The following is a 16,546-nucleotide window of genomic DNA, read 5'->3' as shown; positions in this document are numbered from 1 at the left end:
CACGGAGAAGCATCACGGAGGAGTTGTGCGAAGAGGGGCCGCCTTTCGGCGGCCCTTTTTCTTCAACCACCGAGACACCGAGACCACAAAGTTCGTTTTTCTTTTACCCACGACAGAGGGACAGAGGACACGGAGACACCTTGAACATGTTTTTTCTTTTCCCTTTTTGCATTCCCCGTGATCTCCATGTCTCTGTGGTTTTTCTTTCTTCCGCTGTGTTGTCTTGTCACCACCGAGGTGCGGAGGACACGGACAAGACAGAAGGTTTTCTTTCCATCTCTTTTTTCTCTCTGTGAACTCTGTGCCTCCGTGGTTTTCAGATCTCTCTTTTTCGGATCTCCGTGGTTCACAACCACGGAGGCACGGAGCACACAGGATACACAGAGCTCTTCTTTTTCTTCTTGACCACGGAGCAACGCGAACGACACGGAAATATTGTTTTTCCTCTTAACCACAGAGCACGGAGGACACGGAGATGTACTTTCTTTATCCGCCACGGCGGAACGCAGAACGCAGAGATGCCACAGAGATGTTCTTGTGTTTTCTCTCTGTGAACTCTGTGCCTCCGTGGTTTTGACAACTTCTCCGTGGTTTTTACCCGCGCTTCTCCGCGTCCCGGTGGCGGTCTCCGTGGCTCCGTGGCTTGGCGCCGGTCAGTCGTTGAGGGTGATGACCTCGATGCGGGTGGGGTCGCTGATGCCCAGTTCCAACAGCGCCGCGTTGTCGTAAAGCTCCCGGCTCACGGGAGGATGTGCGATGCCCAGGATCCGCCGCTGGCGCTCGATCTCGCGCAGGGACAGTACGTCCAGCGCCACAGGATCGCGTCCGACCCGGATTTCGTTCAGTTCGCTGGAGTAGTGCAGCAACCCCCGGTTGCCCCCCAGGTACTGGCACAACAATCCGTCCACCACGCACAGTGCGAGGTGATCGGCCAGCGGCGGCAGGGCGCAGATCTCCGGCACGGCCCGGGCCAGCCGGGCCGATTCACCCTCGAACCGCTGGAAATTGTCCACACTGCCCCGCGCCAGCGTGTACAACAACCCGGTCACCCCGGCCTCCGGATGCGCCATCATCGGACTGACCACGATCAGCCGCGTGATCCGCCGTGTCAGCAGCAGGGTGACGTGGGATTTTCGGCCCGCACCGGGCTGGTGCTGGCCGTACTCGAGGTCGCCCCAGACCAGCGTGCCCAGCAGGGGCGATTCATAAAAGACGGCCGGGTCGTAGCCGGCATCGGCCGCGCCGGCCAGCTCCACGCCGTGGCGCCGGGCCAGGTCGTCAAACCCGGCCTTTTCCAGATCGCGCAGGTACTTGTCCCATACAACGATGTTGGTGGGCGGCACGCCGGACTCGATGAGGCCGCGCACCAGGGCCTCCACCACGGCGGGGCGTGTGCCGAAGATGGGGCCGGGGACGGAATGGACCTTGATGCCGACGACGTCGCCGGTGGCGACGAGGCTGCGCCAGGCGGCGGCAAGGTCCGGTGCGCCGGTCCAGCGGATCACGGCCCGATCCATCATCCGGCGGACCAGATCGGGTCGCGGCACGTAAGCGTCCTGTGCGCGGGGGTCGTGAACGACGACGATGCGGGTCAAGGGCGCGGACCCGGACGGGGTCGGTGCGCCGCGGGCCGTCCGCCCGGCAATCATCGCGGTGGCGATCAGGAGGAGGATCGAACCGATCGCTGTCAAAAGCTGGCCTGCGTTTCTTGACACTTCGAAGGCGGGGATGTTACCACCGGCGGAGATGGCGGCCACGAAAAATCGGTCGGCGCCCGGGTGCCTCCTGCTGGTCGGCTTGATGGTCTGGTTTCTGGGGGCGGGGTGCACACCGGGCGGGGTGAAGGCGCTTCGGGAAGGGCAACAGGCCCTGGCCGCAGACGATTTGTCGCGTGCACTGGCGCGGTTGGAACAGGCGGTTGCCCGGTTGCCCACCAACGCGGTGGCATGGAACGAGTACGGCGTGGCGTGTCACCGGGCCGGCCGGCTGACCAACGCCGCCATGGCATACGTGCGTGCGTTGCAGTTGAATCCGGACCTCCTGGAGGCTCGGTACAACCTGGGTTGCCTGTACCTCGAGGCGGGCCAGTTCGAATCCGCGCGTTCGGCGTTCCTGGCCTGCACGCTCCGCGATCCGGGTCGGATCGAGGCCTGGTGGCGACTGGGCCTGGCCTCGCTGCAACTGCGGCAGACGAGCGAGGCCGAACGGGCCTTCCGGGAAATGCAAAAGCTGGCGCCGACAGATCCGCGGCCGTGGAACGGACTGGGTTTGTGCGCGCTGCAGCGCAACCGGGTTCAAGAGGCCGTACGCGCCTTCACCGCGGCGCTGCAGGTCCGGTCCAACGATCCTGTGGCCCGACTCAACCTCGCCGTGACGCTGCACCGCTACGCGCAAAACCCGGCGGCGGCACTGGAACAGTACCGGCAGTACCTGGCGCTCCAACCGCCCCCGCCCGATTACGCAGAGGTGCTGGAGGTTGCACACGCGCTGGAACAGAGTCTGGCCGCCGCCGCAGCGCGCCAGCCACTCCAGCCGGCGGTCCCGACGAACGTCACCCGGGCGCAGGCGGAGTCGGAACCGCCGGAAAGCCGTCCCGGGACCGTCTCCGAACCGGCCCGTGCCCAGCCATGGGCCGGCGCGGGCGGCCCGCCCGGGACCGGAACGGCGGCTGCGGGTGGCCAGGCAGCGACGGGGCGGGAGCGGACGCGGACGAGCCCGGTGGCCGGAACGCAGCCCGAACAGGAACGGGCGGTCGCCCGTAAAGAATCCCAGCCCGGCCGTCCCGGCGCGGAAACGCCTCCAACGCCGGGTCCGGGGGCATCGGGTGGGCAGCCGGGCCGGACCGAACCGGTGGCGCGTGAGGTGGTCCGGTTGCCGCCCGCCACTCCGGTGGTCCCGGCCCCACCGCCCACGACGCCCAGCACGCCTGCCACGCCTGCAGGAGAGCCGCGGCCGACAACGTCCGAGCCGGTGGTGGAGGTGGTCGGCCCGGCGCAGAACGCCGGGCGGGAGACGGTCCAACGCGGCCCGGCCCATTGGTGGGAACGTCTGAACCCGACACGCTGGCTCCGCAGTACCGAGGAGCGCAGTCCAAGGCCCACGCCCCTGCCCGATACCGCCGGTTCCGTCGCATCCGGGACGGTAGCCCAGGCCGCAAGGGTCGCAGAAAGCGCCTCCGCCGCGCGACCTTCGACGGATTCCGCACGCGGGCCCCAGGTCGCCGTCCCGGCACGGTCGGATCGTACGCAGGCAGGGCCGGCGCCTGCGACCGGCGCCATCCCGAGGTACACGTACCTCCGGCCGGCCCGGCCTCAACCCGGGGACGCCAACACGGGGAACGCCTGGTTCGCCAAGGGACTCGAGGCCCAGCGGGACGACCGGCTGATGGACGCGTTGCAGGCCTATCAGATGGCTCTGGAGGCGAATCCCGCATTTTTCGAGGCATACTACAATTTCGCCCTGGCGGCCCTGCGCGTGGGTCGGTTGCGGGATGCGCTGCGGGCGTCGGAGTTCGCCCTGGCGCTGCGGCCCGATTCGCGCGATGCACGCTACAATTTCGCGCTGGCGCTGCGCCAGGGAGGTTATCTGCTCGACGCGGCGGAGGAACTCGAGACCTTGCTGCGCCGTCATCCCAACGACACGCGCGCCTGGCTGGCCCTGGGGAATCTTTATGCACAACAACTGAACCGGCCGGACCGGGCCCGGGAATGTTACGAACGTCTGCTGGCGCTGGAACCGGGCCACCCCGACGCGGAGGCGATCCGGTACTGGCTCGCTGAACACCCGCGCTAATTCACCACGGAGGACACGGAGAGACCACGGAGAGGTTTTCTTTTTTCAACCACAGAGACACGGAGGACACGGAGAACGACACAGAGATGTTCCTTTTTCTACGAGCCGCGGAGGCACAGAGGGCATAAACAGGTCTTCGATTGTTTTTTCTCTCTCCGTGACCTCTGTGTCTCCGTGGTTTTTTAATTCTCTTTTTCCGTCTTCGTGGTCGACAACCACAGACACACGGAGAACAAAGAGGAAGCACAGAGCTTCTGACTTGTTCATCCACCACAGAGAGACCGGGGACACGGAGAGACCACGGAGAGGTTTTCTTTTTTCAACCACGGAGACACGGAGAACACGGAGAACAACACAGGGATGTTCCTTTTTCTACGAGCCGCGGAGGCACAGAGGGCATAAACAGGTCTTCGGTTGTTTTTTCTTTCTCCGTGACCTCTGTGTCTCCGTGGTTTTTTAATTCTCTTTTTCCGTCTTCGTGGTCGACAACCACAGACACACGGAGAACAAAGAGGAAGCACAGAGCTTCTGACTTGTTCATCCACCAAAGAGAGACCGGGGACACGGAGAGACCACGGAGAGGTTTTCTTTTTTCAACCACAGAGACACGGAGAACACGGAGAACAACACAGGGATCTTCCCTTCTGTACGAGCCGCAGAGGCACGAAGGGCATAAAGAGCTCTGCTGTTGTTTTTTCTTTCTCCGTGATCTCTGTGTCTCTGTGGTTTTTTACAACTTCCTCCGTGGTAGTCTCCGTGTCCCGGTGGTTACGGACGGAGGAGGCGGAAGAATAGGGTCTGATTCTGGATCGGCAGGGTGACCCGGTAACGGTCGCCCACCAGCTCCGGTTGCACCTCGCTGCGTGTCCAGAGGGCTTCGGGCCCGATGGAGGCGCTCTGCCAGAGCTCGCATCCGGTGCAGGGTGCCAACCACTCGATGGTGACCTGAGCGCCCTCCTGCCGGATGGTCAACAGCGGGATCGCCTCACCCACGCGCACCCGGTAGAACCCGCTCGGAGCCTGCAGGGGTTGCGTGTCCAGGAGGGTCCGCAGGCCGGTCGGTGTCACGGTGAGGACCGGACGCCATGATCCACCGCGGAGGCGATCGGTCTGTTCCACGGTGTAGAGGTTGCCCGGCAGGGCATAGAGGGCAAGGGTCCCCTGCCCTGTCCCTGCACGTTGCAGGTCGAGGATCGGCTCGGTGCCGACGATGAAGACCCGTCCCACGCCGGCGCGGCCGTTGGCCGCGGGTGCGGCGGGTCGGGCGCCGACGAGTTCCTGTCCGGAAATCCAGACGACAGCGGAATGCTCGTTGGTGGTGGCGTCGAAGGCCAGGTCGGCCAGTCGCACGTGGCCGGTGAGTGACTGATCGGGACGTGGCTGGATTTCGAGCCGGTAGCGGTTGCCATCGAGCGGCAGGAGGGCGGTGGCGCCCACGACCGGGGCCAGGTTGGTGAGGCGCAGGTTGGTGATGCGGCCGGGTGTGACGGTGAAGGTCCAGGTGAGCCGTGACAGGGGTGTGCCGGACTGCAGGGTCAGCGGGATGGCGCCGCCGGTGTTGGTGAGCACGGCAGTTTCACCCACATGCAGGAGGAAGTCGGCCCGGGTGTTCACCACGGTGACCACGAAGCTCTGGGTGGCGCTGAGGCTGGGAATGCCACTGTCGGTGACGATGACGCGGATGAGATAGTTGGTGCCGCCCTGGAACTCGGTGGGCCGCCATCGGAACAGGCCGTTGGTGGGGTCGATGGTGGCCCCGGCCGGCGCACCGGCGTCAAGGCTGTACCGCAGGAGTTGGGCCGGCAGGTCGTCGTCGGTGGCGGTCACAGTGAAACTCAGGAGCGAGCCTTCGCTGATGACGGCGTTGGTGAGCGGGGCCAGCACAGGCGGTGTGTTGGACTCGAGCACGATGACGGTGAAGCTCTGCGTGGCCGAGAGCGACGGTGTGCCGCTGTCGGTGGCGATGACCGTGAGGAGGTTGGTGCTGGGTCCCTGGGGTTCTGCCGTGATCCAGGTCAACAAACCGGTGTTGGGCTGGAGGACGACGCCGGCGGGCGCGCCCGGGCCGAGTTGGTAGGTGAGGGCGTCGCCGTCGGGATCGGTGGCGTTGAGGGTGAGGTTGAGCGTCTGGCCCTCCCAGAGGGTGACGTTGGTCTGGGCGGTGAAGACCGGCGGCCGGTTTTCGAGGGCCACGACGGTTTCGGCGTCCGGCGCGGCGGGGAGCGGTTCGCGATTGCCGGCGGCGTCCACGGCCACGCTGTAGAAGGCGTACCGCCTGCCGAGTTGGCCCTGGAAGATGGCGCCGGTGGTGGGGGTGACAGTGAGCCACCGTTGGAACGGTCCGCCGTCCTCGCTGTAGTAGATGTCGTAACCGACGATGCCGGAGCCGCCCTCGTTGTCCTGGCCGCTCCAACGGACCAGGAAGGCCGAGCGGCTTTGGGCGGGCAGGGCTTCGACGGTGCTGGTGGGCGGCTCGGTGTCCCGGACGGGCAAGGGCTCGTAGATGAGGGTGTATTCACCCGTGCTGTCGTGATCGAGCAGGTGCAGCACGTTCTCCCATTTGGGTCGTTTGCCCATGCCGAAGAAGGTTCGGTCGGTGACCCAGACGTTGGGGAACGCGTTGGTGGCGGGCAGCAACACGCCGTCGGACCGCCGAGCGGCCACGAGCCGGTAGGCGCCGTCGGCGGGATCGGGCACGCGGAGGTAGGCCCAACCCGGCGGCAGATTGGCGGTGAGGGTGACCTGGAGATTGCCGGGTCCGAGTGTGCCGGTAACGGTGGCGTTGGTGACCACGGCCACGGCGTTGGACGAGCCGTCACTCAACCAGAGGGTGTCGGGCAGGTCGCGGCTGTCCACGATGTCATTGACGAGGAAATCGGGTTGGCCGTCCTCGAACGCACCGCCGGCCTGGACCATGCGGATCATTTCGTGGATGCGGACCTCGTCGATGATCGAGAGGCGCGGGTTCCCCTGACCGTCGAGGTGTTCGAAGGTGGCGCTGTAGTTGACGAAGAGGCCCTGGAGGGTGGAGGTGAGGAGCCAACGGGCGATCCTGCGGCCGCCGGGTGGGATGTCGCCGAAGTTGGCGGTGAGTGTGGGGGTCATGGATTGGCCGGCCACCTCGGTGGCGATGATCTTGAAGTCGATGAGCAGGCCCTTTTCGTTTTCGACGATTTCGGGCTGGGCGGAGGTGATGCGGAAGTTGCGTGCGGCACCGGCGCCCCAGTTGTGGACCATGACGGCCAGGCTGAAGGGGATGCTGGGCTCGACGACGTCGGTGAACGGGTCGTCGGCGTAGACATCGCGTTGGTGGAAGTAATCGAGGGTCAGCCGCGCCGTTGGATTGACGGTGATGGGGACGGGGGTGAGCGGTACGTTGACCTGGGCACCGTTGAACTCGTAGCGGAACTCACCGGTGACGTAGTAGACGGTGGGTTCGGTGGGCGCGGCGTCCACGGTGGGCACGATGACCCAGCGGGCCGTGCCCTTGCTGCCGCCGGGGACGCGGCCGTTGCCGTCCACGTCGCTGAGCCCGGTGAGTTCGGGGGGTCGGATGCCGAACAGGTCGGTGGCGTCGTTGCCCCGGGCGTCCGTGAGCCGGATGATGACCCGGATTTTGTCGACGGCAAAGCCGGTGGAGTTGTCGATGTCCAGGGTGGCGCGGAAGGCTTCGCGGCTGAGCACGGCCTCCTGGTCGAGTTTGATTTTGACCTTGGCACACACGCCGCCGCCCTCGGTTTCCTGGAGCCGCTGCCGAACGGTTTCGACGAGGGCATCCAGGGGATCGGCGAATCCGCGATTGACCGCTTCTTGTTGATACGTGCCGACGACCTGGACGCGGCCGTAGAGGATCTCGGCGTCGATGAAGTCGAGGTTGGCGCCGGGCGGGGCGTCGGCGGGTCGCCAGATACCCTGGGTCCAGTTGTCCACGCTGCGGTTCCACCGGTCGAGGACGCGCTGGATTTCCGGCAAGGGGACGCCCGGCGGCAGGACACCGGTGAGGAGGTCCTGACGTTCGGACTCGCTGACGCGGCGGCCCTCTTCGGAGCCCTCTGCCGCGGCCGCCATGAACCGGGCCCACCATTCCGCGAGCCGTTGATCGGTCTGGTCGTTGATCCAGACGTCGGAGGTGGTGCCGACGATTTCCTCGAACAGGCGGAGGTTCGCCTCGACACCGCGGAGGAAGAAGGTTGCCTGGTCCTGCGGCCCGTTGGCGGCGGCCACTTCGGGAGCGAGCCCGAGGCTGCCTTGGATGCACCTTAACAGTGAGTAGACGCATGAGACGGCGCTTCCGATCGGACCGCCAAAGCAACCGACCAGATTCATGGCGCAATCCGCCGCGGCCCAAGCGGTTTCTCCGGGTGTATATGCATTACCGAATCCCACACTGCAGTTGAACCCGGCGAAGAAGCATCCGACGGGACCGGGCACGCATCCCGCGATGGCCAGCACGTAGCAGAGCGCATCGCATGGCACCTTGACGTTGATGGACGGCGCGCTGTAGCTGCTGCTCCCGCCGCCGCCGCCGCCACCGCCGCCACCGCCGCCCCAACCGCCCCAGCCGCCGCCACCGCCGCCGCCACCGCCGCCACCACCACCACAATCGCCCTGCACGCCGCTGACACCCACCGGCGCCCCACCGGGGACCTTGAAGGGACCGCATTCGAAGGCGTACGTGACCTGGCCGTTCATGCCGCACGGCACACCTGCGGCGGCACGGATTCCGGCCGGTGCCGGGTTGGTGAAATCGCCGATGCGCCGGAGCGTGACCGGAATGGTGAGGGCGGATTTGGCCGGCAGGCGCCCCAGATCGCTGATGAGTGGCTCGATGGAGTAGAAGGGATGGTCGCTGAAGGAGAGCTTCACGTCGTCGGCGGCGATGAGGCCGTGGTTGCGGATGGTCAGGTTGACCTGTTTGGTCTGGCCGACGATGCGCAGGTCGCTCACGTCGAGCGAGCCGGGTTCGATCGTGACGACCGGTTTGGGCACCACGGTTTCAAACTCGGTCTCGATGGTGATGCGGTAGTGATCTTCGATTTCGATGCGTTCGACGGTCCAGGTGTAACGGACGGCCTGGTAGGAAAGGAAGGCCGTCACCTCGTTGGTGATCCCGGGTTCGACGAAAATGGTGCTGCGGTGCGGGTTGTGTTGCTGCGCGTCCAGTTCGAGGTCGTAGTAACCCTCCTGGAGTGCGGGTACGAAGAACCGGCCCTGCAGATCCGTAACTCCGTTGGTGACCAGGGCGCGGCTGACGGCGTCGTAGACGCGCACCGTGGCGTTGGTAAGGGGCGGCGAGCCCTCGGCATAGTAGGTGAATTCATCGGCGGCGTGGATGAGCAGGTCGCCCCTGGCCTCGGAGAGTGCGCGGAAGGCAAAAGGCACGGAGATGCCGTGGGTGGGTCCGTTGATGGCCAGGCTGCCCTGGTGCATGGTCAGCTCGATGTTTTCCGGCGGGTTCAGCTGCAGGATCACCACGTTGGTCTGGCCGGGGGCCAACGACGGCATGGGATTGGGGGAGAGCACGCGCATCCAGGGCACCGGAGGGAGCGAAACGGTGAGGGGGCCGGTTTCCAGTCCGCCCTGGTTGACGATCTGGAAGCTGACGTTCCGGCTGGTTCCGCGTTTCATGCCGCCCTCCAGGCGGCCCGGGTAGGCGACCAGGCGCGGTACCAGCGGATCAATGTCCACGCGGAGCGGGAGGTCGAGCGAGACACCTTCCGCGCTGGTGATGCGGATCTGGACGTATCCCCACGTGTAAGAGGCGTCCAGGGCGGAGACGCCGTATCCGAGGGGAACTGTGCCGCCGCCGGCCAGGTAGTTGGTCTGCAAGGTGAGGTTGACCTCCACGTTGGGCGGCTGACTGAGGATGGTGGCGGTGAGGCCGGTCAAGGGCACGTCACTGAGGTTTTGCAAGGTGACCGCGCCGCCGCCGCTGCTGCCCTCGCTGAGCCGGATGGAGGGCCGTTCGGGCGAGGCTTTCAGACCCAGCAGGTAGAAGCTGTCCTGGGCGGGCGGCATGGGCTCGCCCGGATGCCCGGCCGAGATCTCGTAGAAGCCGGCTTCTCCGGGCAGGGGTTCCCAGGTGGTACTGAACCGACCCAGCACATCCGTCAGGGCGGCGATGGTGCGGACGGTATCCCGGACCTTGATATGGATGCTGACCAGGGCATAGGGGGCCGGCTGGCCGTCCGGTCGGCGGGCTTCGCCTGTCAAGGGCACGGGCGTGCCGGCCGGGGCAACCTCGAGCGGGGTGGAGACGGTGGCGCTGTAGGCCGGGCGCACCTGGATGGGCGTGCTCGAGAGGGTGAGGTTGTTGTCCTCGATCACCTCGACCACGCCGTCCTGCGCATCGGCCACGACGATGACCCAGTACGGTCCGGACGTTTGAGGCAAGCGAATCGGCAGGGTTTGGGTGAACCCGGAGCCGGCCGGGATCCCGCCGTTGAAGGTGTATTGGGAGACCAGCACGTCATCGCCCGGGACGGGATCGGAGGAGAGGTAGACCCTTTGGACGATGGCGTTGGAGGGGGCATCCACGTCACCTTGATTGCGCAAGGTGTAGGTGATGTCCACGTAAGATTCGGTTTCCGCCACGGCGGGCACCTGCACTTCGGAGATCACCAGATCGGGCAGGTTGACGTCTGAGACGATCAGGGTGGCGGAACCGGCGGTGAACCCGGGTGCGGTGGCGGTGAGGGTGACGGTTTGGTTCCCGTCGGTCACGCCGTCTTCGACGCTGTCCACGGGGACGGCAACCTCGGTCCGGCCCGCCGGGATGGTAACCTGGTCGGGCACGACGGCCTCGTTGGTGTGGCTGGAGGTGAGGGTGACGGCGAGGTCGGTGTTGGTGCCCGCGTTGCGACGGACGATGAGGTTGGCCACGTGGGTGCGCCCCTCGGGGACGAGTTGGCGATCCAGTTCGAGTCGGAGCGTGGGCCCGTCATCGTCGGTGACGGTCACGACGGCGGGCACGCCCTCGGCGAGTCGGGTTCGGCTGCCGGTGGCCAGGATCCAGTGTCGGAGGGTCACCTCGCGGTTACCGTCCACCAGGTCGTTGTCGTGGGCGGCGATCCAGAAGGTGAGGTTGGTTTCGCCGGCCGGGATGGTGACGCGGGTGGGCACGGTGAGGTACTCGGGATGACTCGATTCGAGTTCGATTTCCACGGCCCGGGGAGCGAGCGGCATTCGGATGAGCCGGGCCCTGGCGGCCTGCGGACCGGCGCCCTCACTGACCGGGTTGGGCGTGACTTCGAGCGTGATCAAGGGCCAGTCGTCGTCGAGCACGGTCACCTCTGCGGTGGCGCCGAAATAGCCCGGTGCCGAGGCGCTCACCGCGATGGTCATGGGTGGTTCGAGCGCGGTGTCGTCCAGGCCGGAGACGTCGAAGGTGACGCTGTTTTGACCGGCGGCCAGGGTCAGGGTGGCGGGAACGCCGAGCTGGGCCGGGCTGGAGCTGGCCAGGCTGACGGTGAGCGGTTCGTCTGCGACATCGCGCGAGAGCACACCCCGGAGGGTGGTCCCTTCCCAGACCTGGTTGGTGGTGAAGCTCAAGAAGAGCCGCGGCCGGTCGATGTCCAGCACGGTGAGTTGGGCCTGGGCCGGCTGGTACCCGGGTGCCGATACTCCCACGGTGACGGTCTGCGGTCCGTCGACCACGCCGTCCACGAGGGCTGAGAGGGAGAAGGTGACCGAGGCCAGCCCGGCGGGAATGGTAACCTGAGCCGGGGCCGTGATCTCGGAGGGATCGCCATTCTGGATGGTCACCTCCAGGGGTGCGGCGCGACTGCCGTTGCGGGTGACGGTGGCCGTGACCGGCTGGGAGGCGCCCTCGCTGACGCGGGTTGCGCTCAACCGAAGGCTCAGCGTGGCCGGGAATTCGGTGGGTTGAGCCGGCACGCCGACGTTGTTGGTCTCCACCGACTCGATGATCTCCTCCCGGCTGTCGGCCCAGACAAGGAACCATAGCGGGCCCACCGCGCCGCCGGGGGGCACGACCACGGACTGGGTGCGCACCAGGGCCGAACCAGCGGCCAGGGTGTTTGTGTACGCGCGGGTGGCGAGCTCCACGGCCCCCGCGCCGGCCGGGTCGGTGGCGAGGTACACCGTCTCGGACCAGCCGGGACCGGCAGCGGCGGCGCCGCGGTTGGTGACGGTGTAGATCAGGGTCACGGTGTCGCCCGGCAGGGCGTTGGTGGGGGCCACGACCTGTTCGACAGCCAGGTCGGGCAACGGAGGCAGAGTGAGCGCCAGGGCGGCCGAACCCCGGTTGTTATTCTCGCTTGCCTCGGGCACGGCGTTGTCGTGGTCGGCGTGCACGACAAGGTAGTAGTTGCCGGGAACGGCGTTGGGCTGGAGCGGAAGGGTGACCTGAATCGTGTTGGTGTAGCTGCCGCCGGCCGGCAACGGCACCGTTTGTGCCGGGGCGGTGGCGAGTCGTGTCCCGGGTGCGTTGACGGCAGCGGACAGATCCACGCGATCGGCCCAGGTGACCCGGGCCGGGGCACTACCGGCGTTGGTGACGACGTAGGTGATCGCGATGGTCTGGCCGAAGGCTGCGGTGGCCGGTGCCTCCACACGGGTCACCCGCAGGTCGGTGGCGACGATGTTCAGTGCGTTGGAGGCGAAGGCGACGTTGTTCGCCTCGTTGACCTCGTAGAGGACATCGGCGCTGTCGAGCTGAATGCCGAACCAACGCGGGCCGGTGCCGACGTCGGGCACGATCACCTGCTGCGTGACGGTGAGGGAGGCGCCGGCCGCCAGTCCGTTGGGACCGGGATCGAAGCGTACCGCGCCCAGGGGCGCGGCACCGGATCCATCCGGATTCGGGGACAGCAACACGAGGTTGTGCCAGGGGCCAAGGGCGGTGCCGGGACCCAGGTTGGTCACGTTGAAGACCATGGCAATCATGCTGCCGGCCTGGGCGCTGTCCGGCACGGTCACCTGACCCGGCACCAGGTCGGGCGGGCTCAGCGTGGTGAAGGTACGGTCCGCGGAGGTCGTGCGGTTGCCCGCCGCGTCGGTCACCGTGATGAGATAATGATAGGTTGTGGCCGGGTTCAGACCGGTGAGGACGAAACTGTGCTGGGTCCGCAACTGGGCGACGCTGTTGGTCAGGCCGTAGGTCGTGTTGGTACCGTAGGCCACGCGGGCCGTGACGGGTTCGCTGTTGGTCCAGGTGATCGTGGCGGTGACCACGCCGGGCGTGACGGTGACGGGCCCGAGCACGGGCGGTGTGGCATCCACCTTCTCGTAAACGGCCACCAGGAGGATGTTGGTGGGATCGGTGGTGGCAAAGGTTTTTTGGAAGGTGGCGTTGGTACCGTATGGCGTTCCGTTCATCAGGAAGCGCCGGAAGACGTAGTAATCGGGGGGTTCGTTGGTCACGGCAGGCGGTGCACTGAAGGTGCCGGTCTGGCCGTTTGTGTAGATGCCGGCGCCGGTGACCGTGGCCAACCCGGCGGGCGAGGTTTCGGTCGTGACGACATGGACGAGGTGCGCCTCGGCATAGTGGGCGGTGAAGAACCGGTTGCTGTACAGGACCACGGTCAACACCGGGTTGGTGCCCACGGTAAGCCCGTTTTCGGTCCAGTGACTGAACCGGTATCCGTAGGCCGGCACGGCGGTCAGGGTGTTGGTCGAACCCCAGGCGTAGGTCCCGGTGCCCTGGACGGAACCGGCATCCGGAGGCTCGTTGGTGGCGGAGAGCTCGAACCGGGGCAGGCCGAACACGGCGGTGAGGGTGACGTCGCCGTTCAGGTTGAACGAGTACTCGGGGCTCGTACTGCGGATGATGCCGCCCTCGGCCCAGTGACGGAAGATGTACGGGGCCTCGTTGGTGATGGGGGTGGCACGGACCGTCACGAGGGTGCCGGCCGGATAACTGCCGCCGCCGGTGACGGTGCCGGCCCCGGCGGGCACGACCGTCAGCGTGAGCGTGTAAACCCGGGTGATGGCAAAGCCGGTCTGGGCCACGTTGTTGGCTTCGGCCGATTCATGGCTGGTGCCGTCGAATTCGTACACCTCGCGTTCGGCATCGGTCATGACCTCGACGAGGTAGGTACCCGGTGCGGTGGCGGTGAAACCGATCTGGCGTTCCACCGTGGCGCCGGGAGGCAGGTTGGTCTCCACGGTGTAGGACTGTTCGAACACGGTGGTGGCCGTCGACTGGTTCCGCACGCGCACGCGGTCCCTGAACCCGGCCGGGGCCGTGCCGGAGCCGCGGTTGGCGGTGGTCCAGCGCAGCGTGCGCGTCCCGGACGGATCGGGCTCACCGAGCTGCAGGTCTTCCACCCGTAGATCCGGATAGTCGGCCAGGGCGATCTCGATGGGTTGTTCGCTGGCCGTGACGTTGTCGCCCTCCAACAGGAATTCATTGACCGTGTCGGTGTCGTCGGTCTTGACCACCAGGTACCAGGAACCGCTGATACCGTGCGGCAGGTTGACCGTGGTGGAGACGACGTAACCTTCACCCGGCTGCAGGGCGCCCGTGTGCGGGATCAGACCCAACGTCAGATCGGTCTCGTCCAGACCGGGATCGGTCGAGAGGACGACCCGATCGTACCATATGCCGACCGCGGTGGCCTGCGATCCGATGTTGGTCACCGCGAAGGCGAACGAGAACGGATCTCCACTGCGCAATCCGCTGGTGACCGGGATGTCCAGGGCCGTGACCTGCAGGTTGGGATACACCACTTCGGCGGTGGGCACCACCAGCACATCCAAGATGTACTCGCTCATGACGCCGGCCGAACCGACCTGCGATCGGACCAATGCATAATATCGTGCGGTTTGTTCGATGCGTACCTCGGCCACGCCATCGCCGGGCCGTCCACCGGGTGCCTCGGTCATGTACGAGCCGTCCTGCCGGTAGACGCTGACCACGGGCAGCAACGGACTGCCGAGCGGTTGGCGGGTACGGACGAAGACCGTCTGCCCCGCCTCGATGGTGCCGAGGTCGAAGTAATCGAGGTCGGCGTCCGTGGTAACGGAGCCGGCCATTCTGGCCGTGCGGCTCGTACCGTTGGTGCTGAAGGCGAGCGTGGAAGCCTGGGCCTGCGAATCGTTGGGTTCGATTTCCACCGGCAACCCGTTCCGATAGAGAGAGACCCGGATTCTGTATTCGCCATAATAACTCCAGTTGTAGGTCACCCGCAGTCGGTAAGTGCCATCGTTGGTCAGGGTGATCGGCGGCGTCAGCAACAGTCCGTTGTTGGCGGCGTACCAGCCCGCCAGCGAGCTGCCGTCGGGCCGGTACAGGGTGTAGTAGAGTCCGCTCCCGCCGGGGTTCCCGGGAGTATGGGCCGCGATCACCAGGATGTCCCCTGCCAGGGCCTCGAACTGCCAGAAATCGGCATCACTGCTGTTGAGCAGGAACCCGCGTCCGCCACCGGAGAACAGGTCGGGCTGCGCATTGGTCAGGACCAACGGCGTGGCCGAAGCCGAATCTCCGTTGGGTTCGATTTCGGTGGTGAACCCGGCGACCTGGGCGATGCGGAACTGGCGCGTCCAGGGTGCCTCCAGGGGCCGGCCTGCGCGGTCCTGCAGGGCCGTCCTCGCGGTGAACCGGTAGAGGTCCGGCCCCAACGGCCCGTTTACGACCCGATACGCAATGGTCGAGCCGCTGTTGTAGGTCGTCGTCGGAGTCACGGTAAAGAGGCGGTCGTCCGTGGTGTTGAGCTGCCCGTCCGGACCCGCGCCGCGCAGTTCGTAACTCTCCGGGTCGTTGGCCGTGGCGGGATCGAGATCTTCCGAGAAGACGAGGGTGAAGCCATGGAACAGGTTGGTTATTGTCGTTCCTTCCGCGGGCAGCGTATCACTCAGGATCTGCGGAGGTGCGGCATCGGCCAGCTCCAACAGGAGGAGGTACTGGGCGTCCAATCCGGGTCCTCCGGCGTCCGAGGGCCCCAGGCCGGCCCGGGTCACGCCATTCTGCAACGTGCCGTTCCGGCCCTGCGGACCACTGTCGGTTGCCACCGTGCCCTGCCCTTCGTTGAACCGCCAGTATCCGGCCAGGCCCGGCTCACCTCCTGTGAGCGGCCCTGCGAGACGTGCCTGGATTTCCTCACCGGTCAGGGGCCGGTCCCAGATGGCCACTTCGTCAATGTAACCCGGGAAGTACTCGCCGCAGCAGATGTCTCCGCCGATGCGCGTTCCCTGTGCGGTGGCCACGTAGTTGGAATCCACGGGTGCCGCCGCGACAAACTGTCCGTTGATGTAGAGTCGGGCCGCCAGCCCATCACAGGTGGCCGCCACGTGATACCACGTCCCCGGCACGGCCTGCGTATCTGCGGTGACCGTCTGGCTGCAGCCTCCGGGCGGCCTCAGCACCACGCCCAGCCGGCCGTCCTGCATGACCAGGCCCCAGTCACGACACTGTGCCAGGCCGCCGGCAATGGCCCTTCGACCGCCCGGCAAACTGTTCGGTCGCACCCAAGCCTCGACCGTCCACTGACTTCCGGGCGACCAGGCCCCGAGGTCCACATAATCGTTGCTTCCGTCGAACAGGAGTGCGTGCTCACCATCCCCGCGGTAACCGGCGGGTCCGGCCTGGATCCGGGCGTAATAGCTTCCTCCGGCGTCGGGCGGAACCACGTATTCGACGTTGGTCACGCCGGGCAGCCCGCTGGCCAGGACGCTCCCGTCACCGTCCAGGATACCGAGCACGCCGGCCAATCCGCTGCTCATGGGCCTGGCGTAGCCCACGCGGATCAAGGTTCCGGCGGCGATGTTCCCCAGGGCGAACACGTCTCCCGGG

4 protein-coding genes are annotated in these 16,546 nt (G+C 66.3%); 1 reads left to right on the top strand and 3 read right to left on the bottom strand.

What is annotated here, in order from left to right; all coding sequences use genetic code 11:
* Positions 1-62: 62 nt before the first annotated feature.
* Positions 63-428 (bottom strand): hypothetical protein, encoded by a 366-nt coding sequence (locus ACPDIX_RS00020; protein ID WP_423429713.1) that lies wholly within the window; start codon positions 426-428, stop codon positions 63-65.
* Positions 429-653: 225 nt separating this feature from the next.
* Positions 654-1,691, bottom strand: coding sequence for a hypothetical protein (locus ACPDIX_RS00015; RefSeq protein WP_423429712.1), 1,038 nt, complete (start codon positions 1,689-1,691; stop codon positions 654-656).
* A 55-nt stretch (positions 1,692-1,746) separates the two neighbouring features.
* Here ACPDIX_RS00015 and ACPDIX_RS00010 point away from each other — a divergent pair, with 55 nt between their 5' ends.
* Entirely contained in the window at positions 1,747-3,792 is a 2,046-nt protein-coding gene (locus ACPDIX_RS00010) for a tetratricopeptide repeat protein (RefSeq protein WP_423429711.1), read from the top strand.
* 768 nt (positions 3,793-4,560) lie between these two features.
* Here the strand turns inward: ACPDIX_RS00010 and ACPDIX_RS00005 are convergent.
* Positions 4,561-16,476, bottom strand: a complete 11,916-nt coding sequence (locus ACPDIX_RS00005; protein WP_423429710.1) for a CARDB domain-containing protein — start codon at positions 16,474-16,476, stop codon at positions 4,561-4,563.
* Positions 16,477-16,546 lie beyond the last annotated feature (70 nt).

The organism is Limisphaera sp. 4302-co, assembly GCF_049537155.1.
Taxonomy (GTDB): Bacteria; Verrucomicrobiota; Verrucomicrobiia; order Limisphaerales; family Limisphaeraceae; genus Limisphaera.
This window is presented reverse-complemented; position numbering and strand designations above follow the sequence as displayed.